We start from the raw sequence: 21,832 nt of genomic DNA on the forward strand, positions 1-21,832 counted from the left end.
TCGCGGATTGCGCTGGGCCCCGGTCTCCCAAGGAGACCGGGGCCCAGCGTCTGTCCCTCAGGCGGCCGGGCACGGCTCCGCGAGGTTCGGCCGGGGGAACATGCCGCTGGGATTCTTCTTCCAGATCCAGGCTTGCAGGTTGTAGTGGATCGGCACACCGCTGCTGACCACCGGCCCGTTGAAGGGGACACCGAACAGGCTGGGACGGTCGTCGTCGGTCGTCGGATCCTGGTCCTTGTCCAGCACGATCCACTCGGCGGCGACGAGCCTGCGGGACTCGGTGGCGGCCGACGGAGCGACCGGTGGGGTGCCTCCGTCGAGCGCGTCCAGATCGTCGAGCCAGCTCGTGTCGGACGCCTCGTCGATCCAGTCCTCGTTGGTCCGGTCCTCGTACAGCAGGGCCGCCGGCTTCGCCGGATCGAGCGAACCGTAGAGCTTCTTGTTGACGTAGTGGTAATTCGTCCCCCCGAGTGCCGGGTCGGCCGAGCACCAGAGGGGCTCGTAGCCGTCCGTGACGGCGAACGGGGCGTACTGGTACTTCGCCGTGCCTTCGAGCGTTTTGGCCAGCTCGATCCAGACCGCGGGGTCGACGGGATCGCTCGGCGCGGAGTGCGCGGGGGCGACGGCCAGGGAGAGGGATGCGGCGGCGGCCGTGGCGAGGGCGACGGTGACCTTGAGCTGGCGGCGGGGCATGTGGGGACTCCTTGAGCGGGAGAGGCGCCCCGGAGGGCGCCGGTCCGAGGGCGCGCGCGGGGCGCCGGTCCGTTGTACGGGCCTCCCCCTCGTCCCGCCCGAGCAGCATGTCCCGGGGTATTCGGGGTCGCCACGCGAAGCGGCCATTGGGCTGAACACCCCGGTTCGGCCGAGGGCGCCGGTGACACGGGCCGCAGGTGTGGCGGGACAGCCTGTGGATAACTCCGGGGCTGTCGGTGCGGGCCCCTATGGTGGACGCAGTGGTCGAGGCGCGACGTACGGGGGACACGACGATGAGCGCGATGAGCGTGATGGGCGGGTCGGGTGTGATGACGGAAGCGGGCGAGGGTCCGGGCACGGTCGTCGGATCGGCGGCCGGGGCGGAGGACAGCGAAGCGCTGGCCACGCTGCACCGGGTCTTCGGGTACGACTCCTTCCGCGGCGAGCAGGCGGCGGTCATCGATCATGTGGTGGCGGGCGGCGACGCCGTCGTCCTCATGCCGACCGGTGGCGGCAAGTCGCTCTGCTACCAGATTCCGTCCCTGGTCAGACCGGGTACGGGGATCGTCGTCTCGCCGCTCATCGCGCTGATGCAGGACCAGGTGGACGCGCTGCGGGCGCTCGGCGTGCGGGCCGGGTTCATGAACTCCACGCAGGACTTCGGCGAGCGGCGGGTGGTGGAGGCCGAGTTCCTGGCCGGTGAGCTGGACCTCCTGTATCTGGCTCCGGAGCGGCTGCGACTGGATTCGACCCTGGACCTGCTCTCCCGGGGGAAGATCGCTGTCTTCGCCATCGACGAGGCGCACTGCGTCTCGCAGTGGGGCCACGACTTCCGGCCCGACTATCTGGCGCTGTCGCTGCTGGGTGAGCGCTGGCCGGACGTCCCGCGGATCGCGCTCACGGCGACGGCCACGCACGCGACGCACCAGGAGATCACCCAGCGCCTTGGCATGCCGGACGCCCGTCACTTCGTGGCGAGCTTCGACCGGCCCAACATCCAGTACCGGATCGTGCCCAAGGCCGACCCCAAGAAGCAGCTGCTGACCTTCCTGAAGGAGGAGCACGACGGCGACGCCGGCATCGTCTACTGCCTCTCGCGCAACTCCGTGGAGCGCACGGCGGAGTTCCTCGCCGCCCACGGCGTCCGGGCGGTGCCGTACCACGCGGGTCTGGACTCGGGCACCCGCGCGGCGAACCAGTCGCGCTTCCTGCGCGAGGACGGCCTCGTCGTGGTGGCGACCATCGCCTTCGGGATGGGCATCGACAAGCCGGACGTCCGGTTCGTCGCCCACCTCGACCTGCCCAAGTCGGTCGAGGGCTACTACCAGGAGACGGGCCGCGCCGGCCGTGACGGACTGCCGTCCACGGCCTGGATGGCCTACGGACTGAACGACGTCATACAACAGCGCAAGATGATCCAGGGCAGCGAGGGCGACGAGGCGTTCCGCCGCCGCGCGCAGGCACACCTGGACGCGATGCTGGCGCTGTGCGAGACGGTGCAGTGCCGGCGTGGGCAACTGCTCGTCTACTTCGGCCAGGACCCGGTGCCGGGCGGCTGCGGCAACTGCGACACCTGCCTGACCCCGCCGGAGAGCTGGGACGGCACGGTCGCCGCGCAGAAGGTGCTGTCCACGGTCTGGCGGCTGGAGCGTGAACGGCGGCAGAAGTTCGGCGCGGTGCAGATCGTCGACATCCTGCTGGGGCGGCGCACGGCGAAGGTGATCCAGTTCGACCACGACCAGCTCTCCGTGTTCGGCATCGGAGAGGAACTGTCCGAGGGCGAATGGCGCGGTGTCGTACGGCAGCTGCTGGCCCAGGGGCTGCTCACGGTCGAGGGCGAGTACGGCACGCTGGTGCTGACCGAGACGAGCGGTGCCGTGCTGGGGCGCGAGCGGGAGGTGCCGCTGCGCAAGGAGCCGAAGAAGGCGGCGACCGCACGGTCGGCGGCCGGTGGCGGCCGGAGTGAGAAGAAGGCGAAGGCGGCGGCTGTCGCGTTGCCCGAGGAACTGCAGCCGGCGTTCGAGGCCCTGCGCGCCTGGCGCGCCGAACAGGCCCGCGAGCAGGGCGTTCCGGCGTACGTCATCTTCCATGACGCCACGCTCCGGGAGATCGTCAGCGTCTGGCCCGGGTCGGTGGCGGAGCTGGGCGGAATCAGCGGAGTGGGCGAGAAGAAGCTCGCCACGTACGGGGAGGGCGTGTTGGGGGCGCTTTCGGCACTGGGCGAGGCGCCTGAGGTGTCCGCGGCGGCTCCACAGGTCCCGGAGACTGGCTCGGCGCCCGGCTCCAAGTCCGGCTTCAGGTCGGGCTCTTCGGGCAGTGACAGCGGCCGGGGTGCGGGATCCGGGCCGAGGGACGAGCAGTTGGGGCCGGACGACTGGCCCGAGATGGAGATGGAGCCCGAGCCGGAGGACTGGATGTAGAGGGCTCGACGTAGAGGGGGAGCGCGGGGCGAGGCCGGGGCGCGTGGGGCCCCTTCCCGTGCGGCGCCGAATCGCTTGCCCCGCCCGCGGCTCCGGGCGCTGCGCTCAGCCTGCCGGAGTGATCCTGCCCGTCACCTCGCCCAGGCCTACACGGGTGCCGCCCGGGCCCGGGGCCCAGGCGGTGAGGGTGACCTCGTCGCCGTCCTCCAGGAAGGTGCGCTTGCCGGTGGGGAGGTCGATGGGGGCGGTGCCGTTCCAGGTGAGTTCGAGGAGGGAGCCGCGTTCCCGTTCGGTGGGGCCGCTGACCGTGCCCGAGCCGTAGAGGTCGCCGGTGCGGAGGGACGCGCCGTTGACGGTCATGTGGGCGAGTTGCTGCGCGGCCGTCCAGTACATCGTGGAGAAGGGGGGCTCGGAGATGGTGTGGCCGTTCACGGCGACGGAGATACGCAGGTCGTAGCCGCCGGGCTCGTCCTCGGCGTCGTCGAGGTAGGGGAGCAGGGCGTGGGTGCGGGCGGGCGGGGAGACCCGGGCGTCCTCCAGGGCGTCCAGCGGGGTGATCCACGCCGAGACGGACGTGGCGAAGGACTTGCCCAGGAACGGGCCCAGCGGGACGTACTCCCAGGCCTGGATGTCGCGGGCGGACCAGTCGTTCAGCAGGCAGAGGCCGAAGACGTGGTCCCGGAAGGCGGACAGGGGTACCGCGCTGCCCATGGGTGACGGTGTGCCCACCACGAAGCCGACCTCCGCCTCGATGTCCAGGCGGACCGACGGGCCGAAGAGCGGGGCCGGGTCGGTGGGTGCCTTGCGCTGGCCCGACGGACGTACGACCTCCGTGCCGGAGACGACGACCGTGCCCGAGCGGCCGTGGTAACCGATCGGCAGGTGCTTCCAGTTGGGGGTCAGGGAGTCCGCGGCGTCGGGGCGGAAGATCTGGCCGACGTTCCGGGCGTGGTTCTCGGAGGCGTAGAAGTCGACGTAGTCCGCGACTTCGAAGGGGAGGTGCAGGCTCACCGAGGAGAGGGGGTGGAGGAGCGGGGCGACGGTCTCCTGGTGGGACGGGACGGTGACCCAGGCGGTGAGGGCGCGCCGGATGTCGGACCAGGTCGTACGGCCTGCGGCGAGAAGGGGGTTGAGGGTCGGGCGGGCCAGTACGGAGACATAGGGGGAGCCGAGCGCGGCGGCAGCGGCACCCGCGTCCAGGACGTGGTCGCCGAGCCTGACGCCGACCCGGCGGTCCGTGGAGCCGGGCGGGGTGAACACGCCGTACGGGAGATTGTGCGGGCCGAAGGGGTCGCCCTCGGGGACATCGAAGGGGGGCATGGGGTGCTGCCTCGCTCTCGTGTGTCGTGCCGTGTGGCCATGTGGTCGCGCCACAGGTTACGGGTGAGTTGCGGGCTCGGGGCAGTGTCCCCAGTGTCTAAAGAGTTCGTAATGTCCGGATAAGCCTTGTCCGGAGCGGATGATTCCGGCTTAGCGTCCTTTGGGGGGACACGGACGGGGTGGGTCCGGTCCGTAGGGGGGACACGTGGGGGGACCCGTGGCCAGGAGCAGCACTGTGCCGTTTTCGGCCGACCATGCCGTGCCGGCGCTGATCGTGAAGTTCGGTGACTATCCGCTGCACCACGGAGGCGTCGGGGCCATCCGCAGTCTGGGACGGCTGGGCGTTCCGATGTATGCGATCACCGAGGACCGCTGCACGCCGGCGGCCGCCTCGCGTTATCTGCGGCGCGCGTTCGTCTGGCCGACCACCGGGACCGAGGAACCGGAGCGGCTCGTCGAGGGGTTGCTGCGGATCGGGCGGCGGATCGGGCGTCCAGCTCTGCTCGTTCCCACGGACGAGGAGGCGGCCGTGCTGATCGCCGAGCGGCAGGAGGAGCTGGGGGACGCCTTTCTCTTCCCGCGCGTGGAGGCGGCGCTGCCGCGTCGGCTCGCCAGTAAGCAAGGGCTGCACGAGTTGTGCGTGGAGCACGGCATACCGACTCCGGCCGCCGCGTTCCCGCAGTCGTACGAGGACATCGAGCGGTTCGCGCGGACGGCCCGGTTCCCGTTGGTGGCCAAGAACCGGGAGGCGTTCGTGCGGCGCGCCCGGCCCGCCGTCAACGGCACTACGCGCATCGCGAGTCGGCAGGCGCTGCTGTCCCTGGCCCGCGACTGGGGCGAGCGTCCCGGCGTGATCCTTCAGGAGTACCTGCCCCGGGAGGAGGCCGAGGACTGGATCGTGCACGCCTACTTCGACGCCGACTCGAATCCGCGCGCGTTGTTCACGGGCGTGAAGGTCCGTTCCTGGCCCCCGCACGCGGGAATGACGGCAAATGCGTACGTCGTCGACAATCCGGAACTCGCGGACCTTGCCGCACGTTTCATCAAACAGATCGGCTTCACCGGAATCATCGACCTCGACCTGCGCTTCGACCGGCGCGACGGACAGTACAAGCTCCTCGACTTCAACCCGCGGATGGGCGCCCAGTTCCGGCTCTTCGAGAGCGAGTCGGGGGTGGACGTCGTGCGGGCCATGCATCTCGATCTGACCGGGCGCACCGTTCCGGAGGGGGAACAGCGCGCCGGGCACCGGTACATCGTGGAGAACATCGACCTGCCCGCCCTCCTCGCCTATCGGCGCAGCGGCTACACGACGCCGCACGCACCGACCCGGGCGAGCGGGACGGAACTGGCCTGGCTCGCGGGTGACGACCCGCTGCCGTTCCTCACGATGCTCGCCCGCATCGTACGGCCGGGCGCGAAGCATCTGTATCAGCTGTGGCGGGCCGGCCGTCGTGGCGGCAAGGCGTAGGTATCAGGCGTAGTGGCGACAACTGCTGACCGGTTGGGCGGCAGCAGCAGAGCAGTAGAACAGCGCGAAGTGGCGAAGCAGCGTCCTGGGAGGGGACTTCGTGAATCATCCGGTAGCGGTAATCGGCGCGGGACCGTTCGGTCTGTCAACCGCCGCGCATCTGCGGGCGCGTGGCATTCCGGTGAGAGTGTTCGGCGAGCCCATGGTGAGCTGGCGGGACCACATGCCCGCCGGGATGCTCCTGAAGTCGACTCCGGTGGCCTCCAACATCGACGCCCCGCAGCGGGGTCACAACCTGGTCGACTACTGCGACGCGGCGGGGATACGCCGGTTGGTCACGGACGAGGACATCGTCCCGGTGGAGACCTTCATCGCGTACGGCGAGTGGTTCCAGCAGCGGCTCGTGCCCGAGTTGGAGCGGGTACGGGTGGTGTCCGTGGACCGGCGGCAGCACAAGGGCGCGGGCAGCGGTGGCGGCGACGGTGGCTTCGAACTCAAGCTGGACTCGGGTGAGTTGTTCACCGCGCGGGCGGTCGTGGTGGCGACCGGGTTGTCGGGGCTCGCGCATCTGCCCCCGGAGCTGGCCGGCGCCGCGCCGGACGGGCCCTCGCCCACGGGGCCGGTGTCCCACAGTTCGCAGCACCATGATCTGGGCCGGTTCGCGGGCCGGGAGCTGATCGTCGTCGGTGCGGGCCAGTCCGCGCTGGAGACGGCGGCGCTGGCGGCGGAGGCGGGGGCACGGGTACGGGTGGTGTCGCGGGGGCGCGGTCGCGTCGCCTTCGGTGCGCCCCCGTGGCGGCAGCCCAGGCTGCGGCCCGAGTCGCCGTTCGGCAACGCGTGGTCGCTCTGGGCCCTCACCTACTACCCGCATCCCTACCGCCATCTCCCGGCCCAGGCCCGCCACTATCTGGTCCGCCGGGTCCTCGGACCGCTCGGGGCGTGGTGGCTGCGCGACCGGTTCGAGGAGAAGGTGCAGGTGAGCGAGGTCGCGCGGATCGTACGGGCAACGGGGGACGCACGGGGTAGCGGGGCTGCGGCGGGCTCTGCCGGTGGGCGGCCCGTGTTGACCGTGGAGGATCTCGGCGGACGTACCCGGGAGTTGTCGGCCGACCACGTCATATCCGCGACCGGCTACCGCGTCGACATCGCCGCGATGGACTTCCTCGGGCACGAGCTGCGTGCGGAGCTGGCGGTGAGCCGGGGCACGCCGAGGCTCGGTGCCGGGTATGTGTCCTCCGTACCGGGGTTGTACTTCACGGGGTTGCCGGCGGCCGCTTCGTACGGGCCGGTGATGCGGTTCGTGTGCGGGACGGAGTTCGCGTCACCGAGGTTGGTGGGGCATCTGGCGGCCGCGCACGGGTAGGGCGCGGACGGGGGCGGGCGGCAACGGGTGCGGACCGCGATTTCATGCCGTTCGGGCCTTCCCGGGGCGGGAGTTGGGGCAGGCTGGGAGGCTGTTGCTGTCGGGATGCCGAACGTCGTCCGGTTCGGGCGGAGACCGATGTGCCGAACGATCCGTATTCTCTGGATCATGGCCGCTCCCACCTCATACGCACTTATCGCCACGGACCTGGACGGAACGCTCCTGCGTGCCGACGACACGCTCTCCGACCGGTCGCGGACCGCGCTGGCGCGTGCCACGGCCGCCGGCGCCCAGCACTTGGTGGTGACGGGACGGCCGGCGCCGAGAGTCCGGCCGCTGCTCGACGACCTCGGGGCCGGGGGGCTCGCGGTGTGCGGACAGGGCGCGCAGTTGTACGACGCCGGCGCGGACCGTCTGCTGTGGTCGGTGACCCTGGACCAGGAGCTGGCGGAGACCGCGCTCGGCAAGATCGAGGCGGAGGTCGGGCAGGTGTACGCCGCCGTGGATCAGGACGGTGTCGACGGGCTGACGCTCATCGAACCCGGGTATCTGATGCCGCACCCGACGCTGCCCGCCGTACGGGTGCCGCACCGGGACGACCTGTGGGCCGCACCCATCAGCAAGGTGCTGCTGCGTCACCCGTCGCTGTCCGACGACGAGTTGGCGTCGGCGGCGCGTGGAGCGGTCGGTTCGCTCGCGACCGTCACCATGTCGGGGCCGGGCACCGTCGAACTCCAGCCATGCGGCATCACCAAGGCGACGGGGCTCGCGCTCGCCGCCGAGTACCTCGGGCTGGCCTCGTCCGCCACCATCGCCTTCGGCGACATGCCCAATGACATCCCCATGTTCGACTGGGCGGCCCATGGGGTGGCCATGGCCAACGCCCATCCCGAACTCAAGGCGGTGGCGGACGAGGTCACCCTCTCGAACGAGGACGACGGGATCGCGGTCGTGCTGGAGCGGTTGTTCGGAGCCGGAACCGGAGCCGGGGACGGGAACGAGTACTGGAACGCGCCCGGGGCGTGGCGGTGAGGGCGGGCCGGTCTAGTAGGCGCCGTACACGTTGTCTATCGAGCCGTATCGAGCCGCCGCGTAGTTGCAGGCCGCTGTGATGTTCGCGATCGGGTCGTAGGGGTCGTACGAGGTGCCGGCGACGTGGTAGGCGGCGAAGGTCGGGTCGATGACCTGGAGGAGGCCCTTGGAGGGGGTGCCGGCCGCCGCGTTCGAGTCCCAGAGGTTGATGGCGTTCGGGTTGCCCGAGGACTCGCGGATGATGTTGCGGTAGATGCCGTTGTACGTTCCCGGGATTCCGTTCTGCGCCATGATGTCGAGCGATTCGCGGATCCAGCCGTCCAGGTTGTTCGCGTAGTTCGTCGCCGACGACACGGACGCGGCGGACGACGGTGCGGCTGATGCCGTTGTCGCGGTCAGGAAGGGAAAGGCCAGGGCTACGGCGGCCGTTCCGGTGATGGCGAGTGTGCGCGGGAGCGTGAGCGGGCGGCGGGTGGTTCTCGCGCGGCCGTGCTGACCTCGTGCGGGCATGGTGAGTCCTCTCCGACGCCTACGAGGTGAGCTGTCGGGTTCGGGCGGGAGATGCCCGGCCGGGCGCCTGCTTCGGCGCGCGACTTCACCCCTAGCCGCTCCGGCGTCGTGCCCGGACCGGCGGCTTACCTGGGTCCCCCGCTCCTGCCTGCGTGAGTCACGTGTGGGTGGGTGGGATGGTGCTCTGCGGGCGGTGGCAGGATTCGGCGATCCGCCCGGCGTGGCGAGAACGTATGCGAGAGCACACGGGTGGAACAAGGGGCGGAAACGCAGGACTTGGTCATTTGGGGCGCATGTTGGGGACAAAACGGGCGGAGGTGTGGAGCGGGTGGGAAGTAACTTGCCTTTTGCGAACGGGGAGTTTGTGGGGGAGGGGGTGGCGGGGGCTGGAATTTGGAGTGACTCGAATCACGGGGTGGGGGTAGTCGTGGTCTGGGTGGGATGAGTGGGGTGAATAGGGGGTTTTAGGGTTTTTAGGCTTCTTGTGGGTGTGTCTGCCGGGAGGGTGGAACCTCTCGTGCGATGCGCGTCGTTGTCGTAGCGACGGGCGCGGCGGGTGCCGTCAGGGAGGTGGTGGCGTATGCGCGGGTGCGGTCACTGGTGTCACGGGTGGGGCGCGGGATGTTTATGAATGTCCATACTTATGGGCTGATCAAAAACATTCCGGTCGTGATCCGATACCGCCTGGCCTGGACGGGCGGGCGCTCGTGGTGATCGAAACGTGACCGGATACGCTGACTTGAGTGATGGCAGCGACCTATCGACACACCGTGTGACCGCCAGTAGACACCAGCAGACAGGAGATCCCTCGTGACCGTCGTCGGGCCGTTCGGGCTGAGCGTGCGGGACCAGGCTCTCGAAGCCGATGTCCAGGCCGGATTGGCGGCTGTCGAGGAAGGTTTGCTCGAAGCCACCAAGAGCGAGGTGCCCTTCATCACGGAGGCCGCGCAGCACCTCGTACGGGCCGGCGGGAAGCGGTTCCGGCCGTTGCTCGTGATGCTCGCCTCGCAGTTCGGCGACCGGCACGCGCCGGGGATCGTGCCGTCGGCGGTGGTGGTGGAGCTGACCCACCTCGCGACGCTGTACCACGACGACGTCATGGACGAGGCCGAGGTGCGGCGCGGGGTGCCCAGCGCCAACACGCGCTGGGGGAACTCCGTAGCGGTCCTGACCGGCGACTTTCTCTTCGCGCGCGCCTCGCACATCCTCGCCGACCTCGGGCCCGAGGCGGTGCGGGTGCAGGCGGAGGCGTTCGAGCGGCTGGTGACCGGGCAGATCCTGGAGACGGCGGGGCCGTCGGACGGGCGGGACCCGGTCGAGCACTACCTGGACGTACTGGGCGGGAAGACCGGGTCGCTGGTGGCCGTGGCCTGCCGGTTCGGGGCGATGATGTCCGGCGCCGACGACAGTGTCGTGGATGTGCTCACCCAGTACGGGGAGCGGCTCGGGGTCGCCTTCCAGCTCGCGGACGATGTGCTGGACATCGCGTCCGACTCCCACGAGTCCGGGAAGACCCCCGGGACGGATCTGCGGGAGGGCATTCCCACGATGCCCGTGCTGCGGTTGCGGGAGCGGGTGGCCCGGATGGGGCTGGCCGAGGATGTCGCGCTGTGCGAGTTGCTGGACTCCGATCTGAGTGACGATGCGCGGCATGCGGAGGCGTTGGCTCGGCTGCGGGTGCATCCGGCGTTGGCGCAGGCTCGGCGGGACACGGTGCGGTTCGCTGAGGAGGCGCGGGCTGCGTTGGTGCCGTTGGCTGAGTGTGATGCGAAGGTGGCGTTGGGGGAGATGTGTGACGCGGTGGTGCATCGGGCTGGGTAGGGTTTTTCGCCCCCGCCGCCCTTACCCGTCCCATCCCTGGGGGCTGCCGCCCCCAGACCCCCGCTTCGGCCTGAACGGCCTCGTCCTCAAACGCCGGACGGGCTAAAGATGTGCGTGACGCACGTCACATTATTGGACTAAGTCCAAATCGAGACCTCTTCCGTATGGGTTCACAGAAGCTGACGCAGGGGGCGTCAGCTGCGATACGGGGAGAAAAAGAATCATGGGCCGTAAAAGCCTGATCGTTTCCGGGGGTGCGGTGGTCGCCGCTGCCGGGATTGCCGCCGCTGTCCTTCCGGCGGTGGCCGCGAACGGGGATCGTGGTGGTGATCGCAATGCCCACGGCGACCACGTGGGCATCGTCACCCAGGGTGTGGGTGCCGGAGGCGGTGGCACCGTTCTCGTCGCCAGTCTTCGGGGTGCCAACGAGGTGCCCGTGGCCGGTGGGCCCGCCGTCGGGGACCGGGACGGGGCTGCCGTCGAGTTCGTCAAGGTCAAGGGCGACAAGGTGTCCGTCGCCGTGGCCTGGCGCGGTATCGGCAAGCCGACCCTCCTCCACATCCACCAGGGCGCCAAGGGTACGAACGGCGGCGTCAAGATCGACTTCACCGGGTTGCTCGGCAAGGGCAGCGGTGGCGGCAAGGGACGTACCGTCACGGGAACCGTCAAGGTCAACGACGCCGCCCTGCTCGCGAAGCTCAAGTCCGACCCCGGCGCCTTCTACGCCAATCTGCACACCGCCGAGTTCCCGGGCGGAGCCGTCCGCGGGCAGCTCCACAAGGTCACCGTCGCCTCCTTCGACTTCCGGGACGCCCTCGACAACTTCCAGGCGTCCGTCGTCAAGGGCAAGCAGATCTACCAGTGCAAGCCCGCCGAGGGCGGCGGATACGCCTTCGCGCAGCGGGACGTCAGTGCCGTACTCGGCGGGAACATCGCGCACACCTTCGTGAAGCCCAACTCCGGTACGCCGCAGTGGATCGCCCCCGACCGCAGCGCGGTCACCGGGTCGCTGATCTCCAAGACCCCGAACGGCGCCAGGAACATCCCCGAACTGGACCTCAGGGCCACCCAGTCCGGCAAGCACCGCGGGCTGCTCGCCCGTACGACCGAGATCCTGCGGCTGAACACCGTGGGCGGTGTCGCACCGGCCGGCTCCTGCTCGCCCGGCGCCATCGTGGGCGTGCCCTACCAGGCGGACTACGTGTTCCTGCGGAGCTGAGCCGCGGAGTCGCCGGACGGTCGGCATCGAGGCGGGGCTTCCCCGGTACCGCCACCGCACGACCCCTACGGGTCGGGGGAAGCACCGCCTCCTCATGTCATCCCGTAGCAGTACGCGGAGTTGAGACCAAGGTCTGACGATTCCTCTTCGCCGATTTGGTGAGATGGAAAGCACCACTCCTCACCGGTTCGGGTGAGAATGGCGGCTCAGGGTGGACAGGTGTGGGACTGACAGCCGCCGCCGACGACGGAGGTAAGGCACACATGGCACCGTACGAAGAGGCCAAGTCCGGCAACCGGATCGAGGCCGAGATCGAGACCGAGGCCGAGGACGTGCCGTCGCGACGCCGCAAGGCCGCGCGGTACACCGCCCCGGCCGTGGTGATCGGTCTGACGGTCGCGACGATCGGGCTGGTACCGGCGTTCGCCGGCTCCGGTGATCCCGATCTGCCGAAGATCAGCGCGCAGGAACTCATCGAGAAGATCGCCGCGTCGGACACTCAGCAGCTGTCCGGCACGGTGAAGATCAGCACGGACCTGGGGCTGCCCGACCTCGGTGGTCTGGAGAGCGGCCTGCTCTCGGGCGGCCTCGGCGGGGGTGCCAGTGGTTCGGGGTCGGCCGCCGATCCGAGCGCCAAGCTCCTCGAACTGGCCTCCGGCACGCACACGGTCCGGGTCGCCGTCGACGGCCCCGACAAGCAGAAGGTGTCGCTGCTGGAGAAGGCCGCCGAGTACAGCGTCATCCACAACGGCGACGAGGTGTGGGCGTACGACAGTTCGTCGAACGAGGCGTACCACGCGACGGCTCCCGCATCCGAGGGCGGCAAGGACAAGGCCGACGGCAAGGACCAGGCCCTGCCCGACGACGTGCCCGCCACGCCCAAGGAGTTCGCCGAGGAGGCCCTGAAGGCGGCCGACGGCACGACCTCCGTGACCGTCGACGGCACCGCCCAGGTCGCCGGCCGCGACGCCTACAAGCTGGTCATCAAGCCGAAGGAGTCCGGGTCTACGGTCGGGGCGATCAGCATCGCGGTCGACTCGAAGACCGGTACGCCGCTGAAGTTCACGCTCACCCCGGCGAGCGGTGGCGCGGCCGTCGTGGACGCCGGCTTCGTCGACGTCGACTTCGCCAAGCCCGCCGCCTCGACCTTCGACTTCACCCCGCCCAAGGGAACGAAGGTCACCGAGGAGGGCTCGGGCACGGCCGAGGAGGACTTCGGCGGTGACTCCGGCAAGAAGTTCGAGGAGGACCTCAAGGGTCTCGAGGACCACGAAGGGGCAGTGGACGGGCTCGAAGGCGATGACGTCAAGGTCATCGGCGAGGGCTGGAACTCCATCGCCGCCTTCGACTCGGGCGCCGAGAGCGGCCTGCCGTCGGCCGGTGACTCCCCGGACGCCGGCGCGTTCGGCGGCTTCCTCGACTCCTTCGGCGACAAGGTCTCCGGCGACTTCGGCTCCGGCACGGTCTTCAAGACCCGCCTGATCAACGCCCTGATGACGGACGACGGCAAGCTCTACGTCGGCGCCGTCACGAAGGACGCGCTGGTGAAGGCGGCGAACGCGGCCCAGTAACTCGCGTAACTCCCGTTCGGGAACCTCCGGACGAGAATCCCAGTTGTACGAGTAGACGACCGAGGGAGCCGGGGGAGCCCATGGAGGAAGCGTCCGCCGCGGAGCGGGGAGAGCCGGAAGAGGTGCACCGGGGTGACGATGGCGCGGTCATCGTCACCCGTGCCCTCACCAAGCGTTACCGCGGTGGACAGCTCGCCGTCGACGCTCTCGACCTCACCGTCCCGGCGGGCAGCGTCTTCGGTTTCCTCGGGCCGAACGGCTCCGGCAAGACGACCACCATCCGCATGCTGATGGGCCTGATCGAGCCGACGTCGGGCACGGCGCGGGTGCTGGGGCGGCCGATGCCCCGCGCCACCCGCGCCGTACTGCCGCATGTCGGCGCGCTCATCGAAGGGCCCGCGCTATACGGCTTCCTCTCGGGCCGCGACAACCTCGTCCGGTACGACGCCGCCGACCCGACCGCCGATCCGCGCACCCGGCGTACGCGCGTCGCGCACGCCCTGGACCGGGTGGGCCTCACGGCCGCCGCCGGCAAGAAGGCGAAGGCGTACTCGCTGGGCATGAAGCAGCGGCTCGGTCTCGCGGCCGCGCTGCTCCAGCCGCGCCGCCTGCTCGTCCTCGACGAGCCGACGAACGGGCTCGACCCGCAGGGGATGCGCGAAATCCGTTCCCTGGTACGGGAGTTGGCCTCCGACGGCACCACCGTCTTCCTCTCCTCCCACCTCCTCGACGAGATCGAGCAGGTCTGTTCGCACGCGGCCGTCATGGCACAGGGCCGACTGATCACCCAGGGCCCGGTGTCCGAACTGGCCGCCGGCGCACGCGGACGCCTCGTCGTCACGACACCGGACACGGCGGACGCGGCCCGCGTACTGAAGGAGCAGGGCGCTTCGGACGTCGTCATCACCGAGGACCAGGTGACCGCGGAACCTCCGGACCGCGAACTCGCCGACGTGAACGCCGCGTTGGTCGGCGCGGGCGTCCGCGTCCGAGGCTTCGGCGTCAAACAGGCCTCCCTGGAGGACGCGTTCATGGCGCTGACGGGGGAGGGCTTCGATGTCGCAGGCTGAGGTTCAGGCAAGCGCCCCAAAGGGGCGCGAGGCTGCATCGGATGTGCGGCTACCGCCGCGTGAGCGCGACCAGCCACAACAAACCGTCAGCCGCCGAACAACCGTCCGAGGCACCCTCTTCGGCAACGAACTACTCACCACCTTCCGCCGCTGGCGCACCCTCGCCCTCCTGGGCGTACTGGCGGCGGTACCAATCCTCATCGGCATTGCAATCAAGATCGAGACCGGCGACGGTTCGTCCGGCGTCGGCGGCGGCCCGGGCGGAGGCGGCGGCCCCGCCTTCATCTCGCAGATCACCAACAACGGCCTCTTCCTGGTGTTCACGGCCCTGGCCGCAACCCTCCCCTTCTTCCTCCCGATGGCCATCGGCGTCATCGCGGGCGACGCGATAGCCGGCGAGGCAAGCGCGGGCACCCTCCGCTATCTGCTGGTCGCCCCGGCCGGCCGCACCCGCCTGCTTCTCACCAAGTACGCGACCACGCTGACGTTCTGCCTGGTCGCGACGCTGGTGGTGGCACTGTCGGCGCTCACAGTCGGCGCGCTGCTCTTCCCACTCGGCGATCTGATGACGATCTCCGGTACGAGCATCAGCTTCACGGAGGGACTGGGGCGGGCGCTGCTGATCGCACTGGTCGTCGCCGCGTCACTGATCGGGGTGGCGGCGCTCGGCCTGTTCATCTCCACCCTGACGAGCAGCGGCATCGCGGCGATGGCGACGACCGTCGGACTGCTCATCACCGTCCAGATCCTCGACCAGATACCCCAACTGCACGCGCTCCAGCCGTACTTCTTCTCCCACTACTGGCTGTCCTTCGCCGACCTCATGCGCGAACCGGTCTACTGGGACGACCTGGTGAAGAACCTCGGCATCCAGGCCGTGTACGCGGCGGTGTTCGGCTCGGCGGCCTGGGCGCGGTTCACGACGAAGGACATCACGGCCTGAAGTCCCCTCGCCCGAATGGGCCGAACCGGCCGGACTATTCGAAGAACGTCTTCGCGCGGGTGAGCGCGCCGGTGTCCTTCAGTACGTCACCGGGCTTGCTCCCGTTGCCGAGCAGCACCCCGCCGAACCGCATCCCCATGTACGCGGCCGAGTTGCGGAGCGTACCGACCAGCGGGTCGGCGAGCGCCGGGTCCGGGTCGGCGAGGACGGTGACGCCCCAGAGCGTGCGTCCGGCGAGGGTGGCCTTGAAGTCCAGGTCAGGAGTGCGCAGCCAGCCCGACCAGTAGTCGAGATAGCGCTTGACGGGGGCGGACACCGAGTACCAGTACAGCGGCGAGACGATCACGATGTCCGTGGCCGCGAGCGTCGCGTCGAGCAGGAGGGCCGTGTTGTTTCCGGTGGGCCGGACGTGGTCCGCGTCATGGCGCAGATCCTCGAAGTCGGGCAGTGGATGCTCGGCGAGACTCAGCCAGTGCTGCTCGACCTCGGCGGGCAGCTGTTCGGCGGCCCGGCGGGAGAGCGCCTCGGTGTTGCCGTCGGTGCGGCTGCTGCCCAGGAGGAAGAGGAAGCTGCGGTTCATGGTGGGCCCCCGGTGCGGTTGGAGTACGGCAGGTGTGGCGCGCACGGTGAGTCGATGCACGCACAGTACATGCGTGTGCATTAACGGCCCGCCTGTGCATCAACAACTGGCCAGACCCGCCTGTTCCTCCGCCTCCGCCATGACCCGCAGCAGCACCTGCTCCTCGCCGTGCCGTGCCACCGCCTGGAGTCCGACGGGGCAGCCGTCCGGGCCGAAGCCCGCCGGGATGCTCGCCGCCGGGTGCCCGCTGAGGTTGAACGCCCAGGTCAGCGCGGTCGAGTACCGGTCGCCCGGGCCCTCGTGGCCGTGCGGCGGGTTCGGCGTCGTGGGGGTCAGCAGCAGGTCGGCCCGGCTGAACAGCTCCGCGAGCCGCCGGTCGTTGGCGGCGCGCAGCCGGTACGCCGCCGCCGTATCGCCGCCCGTGTCCGCACCCCTAGCCCCACCCTCACCCGTGCCCCCACCCGGCGCCCGCAGCGCCAGCCAAGCCGGCCCCGGATCGTCGAGGCGCACGAGGGCATCGTCCGGCGGCAACAGCCGTACGACCCCGGCACCGTCGAGCCGCAGCGCGGCCCCGTGCGCGACGAGGGCGGGACCGGGATCGGCGCGGGCGAAGCCGAGGGAGTCGGACCAGAGGGCTGTGAGAGGCCGCCGTACGCACTCGCCCTCCTGGTCCCCCTCCTCGGTCACGCACCGCCAGTACGCCCCCAGGTCAACCGCCCGCCGAGCCACCGCCCCCACCGCGCTCAGCCCCGTCCGGTCGGGATGCGGCAGGCGCCCGTTCGTCGACTTGAGCCCGAACACCCCGCACCAGGCGGCCGGGATGCGTATGGACCCGGCGCCGTCCGCGCCGGTCGCGAGAGGGACCAGGCCCGCTGCCACAGCCGCCCCTGCCCCCGCCGACGAACCGCCCGGCACCCGGTCCGCACGCCACGGGTTGACCGTCCGTCCGCCGGCCCCAAGTCCCCATGTCTGCCAGGGAGTTCCAGGCGCGGGTACGGACGTGGCGCCCACCGGTACGCACCCGGCGGCGATCAGCCGTACCGCGTCCGCCGTCCGCTCCCCGTACCGCCCCTTCACCGCGAGCGGTACGCCCGCGAGCGGCAGCCGCTCACCCGCCGCGACCCGGACATCGACCTCGCGCGCCCGCCGTACCGCCGCCTCGCCCCACACCTCCCTGAACGCGCACAACTCCGGTTCCACGGCGGCGATCCGCGCGAGCGCGGCCGTGACGACCTCGACGGCGGTCACGTCCCGCGCCCGTACGGCGGCGGCGATCTCCGAGACCGAGACGGAGGGGAGGCTGCTCAACTTTCCACACACCCCGAGGCCATGCGCCCCGACACCCGAACACGCGCACCGCGCATGGAACGTTCCTTCCCCCATACCGAACCGACGACCTGCCGACCGATCTTGGCATCCGTGCGATGCCATCGCCGGTGCGGTACGGGGGAGTTGGACCACCGACTGCGCGCGTGTTACTCCGACAGCTCCCAGACCGCGTACGCCGCCGCGTCGCTGTTGCGGTCGAGGGCGGTGTCGTTGATGTTGGCCGTCGTGTCGCAGGACGAGTGGTAGCAGCGGTCGAACGCCTGGCCCGACGTACCGCCCCACTTGGCCGCCTGCGCCGCCGACTTGGTGTTGCTGGCGCCGGTGAACAGACCGCCGACCGGGACGCCCACGTTCTTGAAGGGCGCGTGGTCGGAGCGGCCGTCGCCCTCGGTCTCGATCTCGGTCGGGACGCCGAGGCCCGCGTAGTAGTCCTTGAAGGTCTGCTCGATGGTCGGGTCGTCGTCGTAGACGAAGTAGCCGGGGTTGGGCGAGCCGATCATGTCGAAGTTCAGATAGCCGTCGATGCGCGCGCGGTTCGCGGCGGAGAGGTTGTTGACGTAGTACCGGGACCCGACCAGCCCCAGCTCCTCCGCTCCCCACCAGGCGAAACGCAGATGCTTCGTGGGCTGGTACTGGGCGCGGGAGACGGCGAGCGCGATCTCCAGGACGGCGGCCGAACCACTGCCGTTGTCGTTGATACCGGCGCCGGAGGTGACGCTGTCGAGGTGCGAGCCCGCCATGATCACCTGCTCGGGGTCGCCGCCGGGCCAGTCGGCGATCAGGTTGTAGCCGGTACGGCTCGACGCGGTGAACTGCTGGATGGTCGTGGTGAATCCGGCCGCGTCCAGCTTGGCCTTCACATAGTCGAGCGAGGCGCGGTAACCGGTTCTGCCGTGCGCCCGGTTGCCGCCGTTGGCGGTGGCTATGGACTGCAACTGGGTCAGATGCGCCTTGACGTTGGCCAGCGGCAGGTCGGGCGCGGCGGCGAGCTTCACGGACGAGTCGGGTGCGGGGGCCGCGCCGGCCGCAGCGCTCGTGGTGAGGAGCGCGGTGGTGGCGAGCACGGTGACGGCCACAGCGGTGGCTGTGGCGCGTCCGGGAACCGAGAGCTTCATGTGGGGGGCTCCGAATTCCTTGGGAATCACAGGGATTCCACAGCGGATAGGTGCCTGGATGGTGAAGCTCTGGCCAACTGTTCGTCAAGAGCGCTATCTGGACAGGGAGTTCGCATACCGGATGAACATGGACATGACCAGTAGGCCGCTGTGCCCGGTGTTCGGTCAGTGGACGCAGAACTCGTTTCCCTCCGGGTCCGCCATCACCACCCACTCACCGCCCATCTCCTGTACCTCCCGCAGCACTCTCGCCCCCAGCTCGGTCAGCCGCTCGACCTCGGATGTGCGCAGGTCCGGGCCCGGGTGCAGATCGAGGTGGAGCCGGTTCTTGCCCGTCTTCTGCTCCGGCACGCGCTGGAACAGCAGCCGCCGCCCGAGCCCGGTCCCGCTCTCCTCCTCGTACGGATCACCGGGATGCCGTACGGCGGCCAGGTCCCGCCAGGCGCGCCGGCCGTCCACCTCGACGGTCAGCTCGTCCGGCACGGCACCGATGTCCAGCAGCCGCTCGACCAGCGCACTGTGGTCCTCGACGGTGTACGCGAGCGCGGCACCCCAGAAACCGGCCTGCGCGTGCGGGTCCGCGCAGTCGACGACCAGCTTCCAGTGGACGGGGGTGGGTGTGGGGACGGGAGCGGATTGGGTGGATCCGGGCGTCAGTGTCATGGAAACCACTTATAACGTGCCGCACTGACAACGCCCCGCTTCAGCGGCGGACGTCCCGCGTGTTCAGGCGTGCATCCCGCGTGTTCAGCCGCGCACGTCCTGCGCGGCTTCCGCCGTCCGGGGAGCGGGGATCCCCTCGGCCCCCGCCCTCAGCGCCCGCGCCCCCCGCCGAGCCGCCCGCAGCGCGTCCCACGTCAGCAGGGCGAGTGCCAGCCACACCAGGGCGAAGCCGGCCCAGCGTTCCGGGGGCATGGCCTCGTGGAAGTAGAAGATGCCGAGGAGGAACTGGAAGACGGGGGCCAGGTACTGGAGCAGGCCCAGCGTCGACAGAGGCACCCGGATCGCCGCCGCGCCGAAGCAGACCAGCGGGAGGGCGGTCACGATGCCGGTCGCCGCGAGCAGGGCCGCGTGCCCGGCGCCCTCCTGACCGAAGGTCGCCTCGCCCTGTCCGCCCAGCCACAGCAGATACGCCAGCGCGGGCAGGAACTGGACCGCGGTCTCGGCGGCCAGCGACTCCACGCCACCCAGATTGACCTTCTTCTTCACCAGGCCGTATGTCGCGAACGAGAAGGCCAGACAGAGGGAGATCCAGGGCGGCCGGCCGTATCCGATCGTCAGGACGAGCACGGCGGCGAGACAGACGCCGACCGCCGTCCACTGCACCGGCCGCAGCCGTTCCTTCAGCAGGATCACGCCCATGGCGATGGTGACCAGCGGGTTGATGAAGTAGCCGAGCGAGGCCTCGACGACGTGCCCGGTGTTCACGGCCCAGATGTAGACGCCCCAGTTGACCGTGATGAGCGCCGCCGCGACCGCTATCAGTGCCAGTCGGCGCGGTTGCCGCAGCAGTTCGCCTGCCCAGGCCCAGCGGCGCAGCACCAGCAGTGCGATACCGACGAAGGCGAGGGACCACACCATCCGGTGGGCCAGGATCTCGACCGCCCCGGCCGGCTTCAGCAGCGGCCAGAAGAGCGGGACGAGGCCCCACATCCCGTATGCCGCGAAGCCGTTCAGCAGACCCGTGCGCTGCTCGCTCGTGGGCTTCCCGGCCACCGGTGCCTCCCCCTCGTATCAGCACATCAGCAGATGGACGTGCGTCCCTGACGGTAACGCCGAGCGCCCCCGGCTGTCATGCTCGTATCGCGATACGGTCATGACAGCCGGGGGTGGCGTCCTCAGGGGCGCTACGGGGGAGTGCGCGCCCCTGAGTGTTCTGGGGGTTACGGGTGACGTCAGGCCTTGAGCGCGGCGGCGATCGACTCGGCGATCGGCGTGGTCGGGCTGCCGGTCAGGCGGGACAGGTCGCCCGGGGTGCCGGCCAGCTGGCCCTGCTCGATGGAGGCGTCCACGCCCGCCAGGATCGCGGCGAAGGCCTCGGGCAGACCGGCGCCGGTCAGGATGCCGGTGAAGACCTCGACGGAGACGGCGTTGTAGGGGACATCCTTGCCGGACTGCTTGGACACCTCGGCGGCGTACTCGGCGAAGGTCCACGCCGTGTCGCCGCTCAGCTCGTACGTCGAGTTCTCGTGGCCCTCGCCGGTCAGCACCGCGACAGCGGCGGCGGCGTAGTCGGCGCGCGCGGCCGAGGCGACCTTGCCCTCTCCGGCGGCCTGCGTGACGCCGTGCTCCAGAGCGACGGCGATCTGCTCGGTGTAGTTCTCGTTGTACCAGCCGTTGCGCAGCAGCGAGTAGGGGACGCCGGACTCGAGGATCGCCGCCTCGGTGCCCTTGTGGTCGTCGGCGAGCGCGGCCGTCAGGGTGCCCGGGGCGCTGGTGTACGCGAGCAGCGCGGCGCCCGCGGCCTTGGCGGCCTCCAGGACGACCTTGTGCTGGCCGACACGGCCCTTGTCGAACTCGTTGCCGGAGATGAGCAGCACCTTGTCACCGGCGGCTATGACACCGTCGAAGGTCTCGGGCTCGTTGTAGTTGGCGACGGCGATCTTCACGCCGCGGGCCGCGAAGCCGGACGCCTTCTCCGCGTCGCGCACGACGGCGGTGATCTGGTCGGCCGGAACCTTCTCCAGCAGCTGCTCGACGACGTGACGACCGAGGTGGCCGGTGGCTCCGGTGACGACGATGCTCATGATGCGTATCTCCTTGTGGGATGCGGGCTGGCACTAACCCTAGGAGAAGCGCTAACTCTTGGAAAGTACCCACTTTCAAGTAAGGTACTTACATGACAGTAAGTGCGGCAGTGAGCGGCGAGGCCGAAGCCAGGAGCAAGTACACGACGGTCGACGCCGAGGGCAGGTGCCCGTACCGCCTGGTCATGGAGCATGTCACCAGCCGCTGGGGTGTGCTCGTCCTCATGGAGCTGCAGGAGCGCTCGTACCGCTTCAGCGAGCTGCGCCGGGCCATCGGCGGGGTCAGCGAGAAGATGCTGACGCAGACCCTCCAGACGCTGGAGCGCGACGGCATGGTCCACCGGGACGCGAAGCCGGTCATCCCGCCCCGCGTCGACTACTCGCTCACCGACCTCGGCCGCGAGGCCGCCGCCCAGGTCAGCGCCCTGGCCGGCTGGACGAAGGACCGCATGCAGGACGTGGCCCGGGCTCGCGAGGCGTACGACGAGGCCCGGGCCGAAAGGGCCCGGGCCTCGTAGTCACTCGCGAACAGATCAGCCGGTGACGGTCCAGGTGTCGCTGCCGGCGAGCAGTGCGCCGAGGTCGCCCTTGCCGTTCTGGACGATCGCGGTGTCGAGCTGCTCGGCCA

At 70.1% G+C, this 21,832-nt stretch carries 19 protein-coding genes; 10 read left to right on the forward strand and 9 right to left on the reverse strand.

Translation table 11 applies throughout. The features are described from left to right. Positions 1 to 57: 57 nt before the first annotated feature. Positions 58 to 693 (reverse strand): hypothetical protein, encoded by a 636-nt coding sequence (locus ACWCRB_RS10680; RefSeq protein ID WP_450995699.1) that lies wholly within the window; start codon positions 691 to 693, stop codon positions 58 to 60. A 311-nt stretch (positions 694 to 1,004) separates the two neighbouring features. On the opposite strand from ACWCRB_RS10680, the gene recQ reads away from it, so the two are divergent. Next, a complete protein-coding gene (gene recQ / locus ACWCRB_RS10685) occupies positions 1,005 to 3,113 on the forward strand; it encodes a DNA helicase RecQ (protein WP_450995719.1) in 2,109 nt (702 codons plus the stop codon). Between the two features lie 105 nt (positions 3,114 to 3,218). Here the strand turns inward: recQ and fahA are convergent, their stop codons facing one another. Next, positions 3,219 to 4,433 carry a fumarylacetoacetase gene (fahA, locus tag ACWCRB_RS10690; RefSeq protein WP_450995700.1) on the reverse strand — a complete coding sequence of 405 codons (1,215 nt, stop codon included), beginning with the start codon at positions 4,431 to 4,433 and terminating at the stop codon, positions 3,219 to 3,221. A gap of 235 nt (positions 4,434 to 4,668) precedes the next feature. Here fahA and ACWCRB_RS10695 point away from each other — a divergent pair, with 235 nt between their 5' ends. The 3 genes from ACWCRB_RS10695 to ACWCRB_RS10705 all read left to right on the forward strand — a co-directional run bounded on the left by ACWCRB_RS10695 (position 4,669) and on the right by ACWCRB_RS10705 (position 8,299). Continuing rightward, complete coding sequence (locus tag ACWCRB_RS10695) at positions 4,669 to 5,904, forward strand: carboxylate--amine ligase (RefSeq protein WP_450995701.1); 1,236 nt, start codon at positions 4,669 to 4,671, stop codon at positions 5,902 to 5,904. A 100-nt stretch (positions 5,905 to 6,004) separates the two neighbouring features. After that, on the forward strand, positions 6,005 to 7,267 hold the full coding sequence (locus ACWCRB_RS10700; RefSeq protein ID WP_450995702.1) for an FAD-dependent oxidoreductase: 1,263 nt from the start codon (positions 6,005 to 6,007) through the stop codon (positions 7,265 to 7,267). Between the two features lie 168 nt (positions 7,268 to 7,435). Continuing rightward, complete coding sequence (locus ACWCRB_RS10705; protein ID WP_450995703.1) at positions 7,436 to 8,299, forward strand: HAD family hydrolase; 864 nt, start codon at positions 7,436 to 7,438, stop codon at positions 8,297 to 8,299. 12 nt (positions 8,300 to 8,311) lie between these two features. Here ACWCRB_RS10705 and ACWCRB_RS10710 read toward each other — a convergent pair whose 3' ends face one another. Beyond that, positions 8,312 to 8,809, reverse strand: a complete 498-nt coding sequence (locus tag ACWCRB_RS10710) for a transglycosylase SLT domain-containing protein (protein ID WP_450995704.1) — start codon at positions 8,807 to 8,809, stop codon at positions 8,312 to 8,314. Between the two features lie 810 nt (positions 8,810 to 9,619). Here ACWCRB_RS10710 and ACWCRB_RS10715 point away from each other — a divergent pair. From ACWCRB_RS10715 to ACWCRB_RS10735, 5 genes are all read left to right on the forward strand, one after another. Then, positions 9,620 to 10,630 carry a polyprenyl synthetase family protein gene (locus tag ACWCRB_RS10715; protein ID WP_450995705.1) on the forward strand — a complete coding sequence of 337 codons (1,011 nt, stop codon included), beginning with the start codon at positions 9,620 to 9,622 and terminating at the stop codon, positions 10,628 to 10,630. A 223-nt stretch (positions 10,631 to 10,853) separates the two neighbouring features. Next, a complete protein-coding gene (locus ACWCRB_RS10720; protein ID WP_450995706.1) occupies positions 10,854 to 11,849 on the forward strand; it encodes a CHRD domain-containing protein in 996 nt (331 codons plus the stop codon). A gap of 263 nt (positions 11,850 to 12,112) precedes the next feature. Then, the gene (locus tag ACWCRB_RS10725; RefSeq protein ID WP_450995707.1) at positions 12,113 to 13,420 is read left to right on the forward strand and encodes a LolA family protein; all 1,308 of its coding nucleotides are present in this window, start codon (positions 12,113 to 12,115) and stop codon (positions 13,418 to 13,420) included. 80 nt (positions 13,421 to 13,500) lie between these two features. Continuing rightward, the gene (locus ACWCRB_RS10730) at positions 13,501 to 14,490 is read left to right on the forward strand and encodes an ATP-binding cassette domain-containing protein (protein WP_450995708.1); all 990 of its coding nucleotides are present in this window, start codon (positions 13,501 to 13,503) and stop codon (positions 14,488 to 14,490) included. Next, positions 14,477 to 15,433: an ABC transporter permease gene (locus ACWCRB_RS10735; RefSeq protein WP_450995709.1), complete on the forward strand. Its 957-nt coding sequence runs from the start codon at positions 14,477 to 14,479 to the stop codon at positions 15,431 to 15,433. Before ACWCRB_RS10730 ends, ACWCRB_RS10735 begins: the two co-directional genes overlap by 14 nt. Before the next feature lie 34 nt (positions 15,434 to 15,467). Here ACWCRB_RS10735 and ACWCRB_RS10740 read toward each other — a convergent pair whose 3' ends face one another. The 6 genes from ACWCRB_RS10740 to ACWCRB_RS10765 form a co-directional block, all read right to left on the reverse strand. Then, positions 15,468 to 16,013: a flavodoxin family protein gene (locus ACWCRB_RS10740; protein WP_450995710.1), complete on the reverse strand. Its 546-nt coding sequence runs from the start codon at positions 16,011 to 16,013 to the stop codon at positions 15,468 to 15,470. A 99-nt stretch (positions 16,014 to 16,112) separates the two neighbouring features. Continuing rightward, positions 16,113 to 17,321 (reverse strand): amidase, encoded by a 1,209-nt coding sequence (locus tag ACWCRB_RS10745; RefSeq protein WP_450995711.1) that lies wholly within the window; start codon positions 17,319 to 17,321, stop codon positions 16,113 to 16,115. A 167-nt stretch (positions 17,322 to 17,488) separates the two neighbouring features. After that, positions 17,489 to 18,457, reverse strand: coding sequence for a M28 family metallopeptidase (locus ACWCRB_RS10750; protein ID WP_450995712.1), 969 nt, complete (start codon positions 18,455 to 18,457; stop codon positions 17,489 to 17,491). Between the two features lie 165 nt (positions 18,458 to 18,622). Then, the gene (locus ACWCRB_RS10755) at positions 18,623 to 19,120 is read right to left on the reverse strand and encodes a VOC family protein (protein WP_450995713.1); all 498 of its coding nucleotides are present in this window, start codon (positions 19,118 to 19,120) and stop codon (positions 18,623 to 18,625) included. Between the two features lie 84 nt (positions 19,121 to 19,204). Beyond that, complete coding sequence (gene rarD / locus ACWCRB_RS10760; RefSeq protein WP_450995714.1) at positions 19,205 to 20,173, reverse strand: EamA family transporter RarD; 969 nt, start codon at positions 20,171 to 20,173, stop codon at positions 19,205 to 19,207. A 179-nt stretch (positions 20,174 to 20,352) separates the two neighbouring features. Further along, complete coding sequence (locus ACWCRB_RS10765; protein ID WP_450995715.1) at positions 20,353 to 21,204, reverse strand: NAD(P)H-binding protein; 852 nt, start codon at positions 21,202 to 21,204, stop codon at positions 20,353 to 20,355. 92 nt (positions 21,205 to 21,296) lie between these two features. Here ACWCRB_RS10765 and ACWCRB_RS10770 point away from each other — a divergent pair, with 92 nt between their 5' ends. Continuing rightward, positions 21,297 to 21,722, forward strand: coding sequence for a winged helix-turn-helix transcriptional regulator (locus ACWCRB_RS10770; protein ID WP_450995716.1), 426 nt, complete (start codon positions 21,297 to 21,299; stop codon positions 21,720 to 21,722). Positions 21,723 to 21,832 lie beyond the last annotated feature (110 nt).

Source organism: Streptomyces sp. NPDC002156, from assembly GCF_053593675.1.

What these genes read in the sequence shown, in the direction of transcription:
- ACWCRB_RS10680 (WP_450995699.1), bottom strand. Translation starts at nt 693, where the DNA reads ATGCCCCGCCGCCAGCTCAAGGTCACCGTCGCCCTCGCCACGGCCGCC.
- recQ (WP_450995719.1), top strand. Translation starts at nt 1,005, where the DNA reads ATGGGCGGGTCGGGTGTGATGACGGAAGCGGGCGAGGGTCCGGGCACG.
- fahA (WP_450995700.1), bottom strand. Translation starts at nt 4,433, where the DNA reads ATGCCCCCCTTCGATGTCCCCGAGGGCGACCCCTTCGGCCCGCACAAT.
- ACWCRB_RS10705 (WP_450995703.1), top strand. Translation starts at nt 7,436, where the DNA reads ATGGCCGCTCCCACCTCATACGCACTTATCGCCACGGACCTGGACGGA.
- ACWCRB_RS10710 (WP_450995704.1), bottom strand. Translation starts at nt 8,809, where the DNA reads ATGCCCGCACGAGGTCAGCACGGCCGCGCGAGAACCACCCGCCGCCCG.
- ACWCRB_RS10720 (WP_450995706.1), top strand. Translation starts at nt 10,854, where the DNA reads ATGGGCCGTAAAAGCCTGATCGTTTCCGGGGGTGCGGTGGTCGCCGCT.
- ACWCRB_RS10725 (WP_450995707.1), top strand. Translation starts at nt 12,113, where the DNA reads ATGGCACCGTACGAAGAGGCCAAGTCCGGCAACCGGATCGAGGCCGAG.
- ACWCRB_RS10730 (WP_450995708.1), top strand. Translation starts at nt 13,501, where the DNA reads ATGGAGGAAGCGTCCGCCGCGGAGCGGGGAGAGCCGGAAGAGGTGCAC.
- ACWCRB_RS10735 (WP_450995709.1), top strand. Translation starts at nt 14,477, where the DNA reads ATGTCGCAGGCTGAGGTTCAGGCAAGCGCCCCAAAGGGGCGCGAGGCT.
- ACWCRB_RS10740 (WP_450995710.1), bottom strand. Translation starts at nt 16,013, where the DNA reads ATGAACCGCAGCTTCCTCTTCCTCCTGGGCAGCAGCCGCACCGACGGC.
- ACWCRB_RS10750 (WP_450995712.1), bottom strand. Translation starts at nt 18,457, where the DNA reads ATGAAGCTCTCGGTTCCCGGACGCGCCACAGCCACCGCTGTGGCCGTC.
- ACWCRB_RS10755 (WP_450995713.1), bottom strand. Translation starts at nt 19,120, where the DNA reads ATGACACTGACGCCCGGATCCACCCAATCCGCTCCCGTCCCCACACCC.
- ACWCRB_RS10765 (WP_450995715.1), bottom strand. Translation starts at nt 21,204, where the DNA reads ATGAGCATCGTCGTCACCGGAGCCACCGGCCACCTCGGTCGTCACGTC.
- ACWCRB_RS10770 (WP_450995716.1), top strand. Translation starts at nt 21,297, where the DNA reads ATGACAGTAAGTGCGGCAGTGAGCGGCGAGGCCGAAGCCAGGAGCAAG.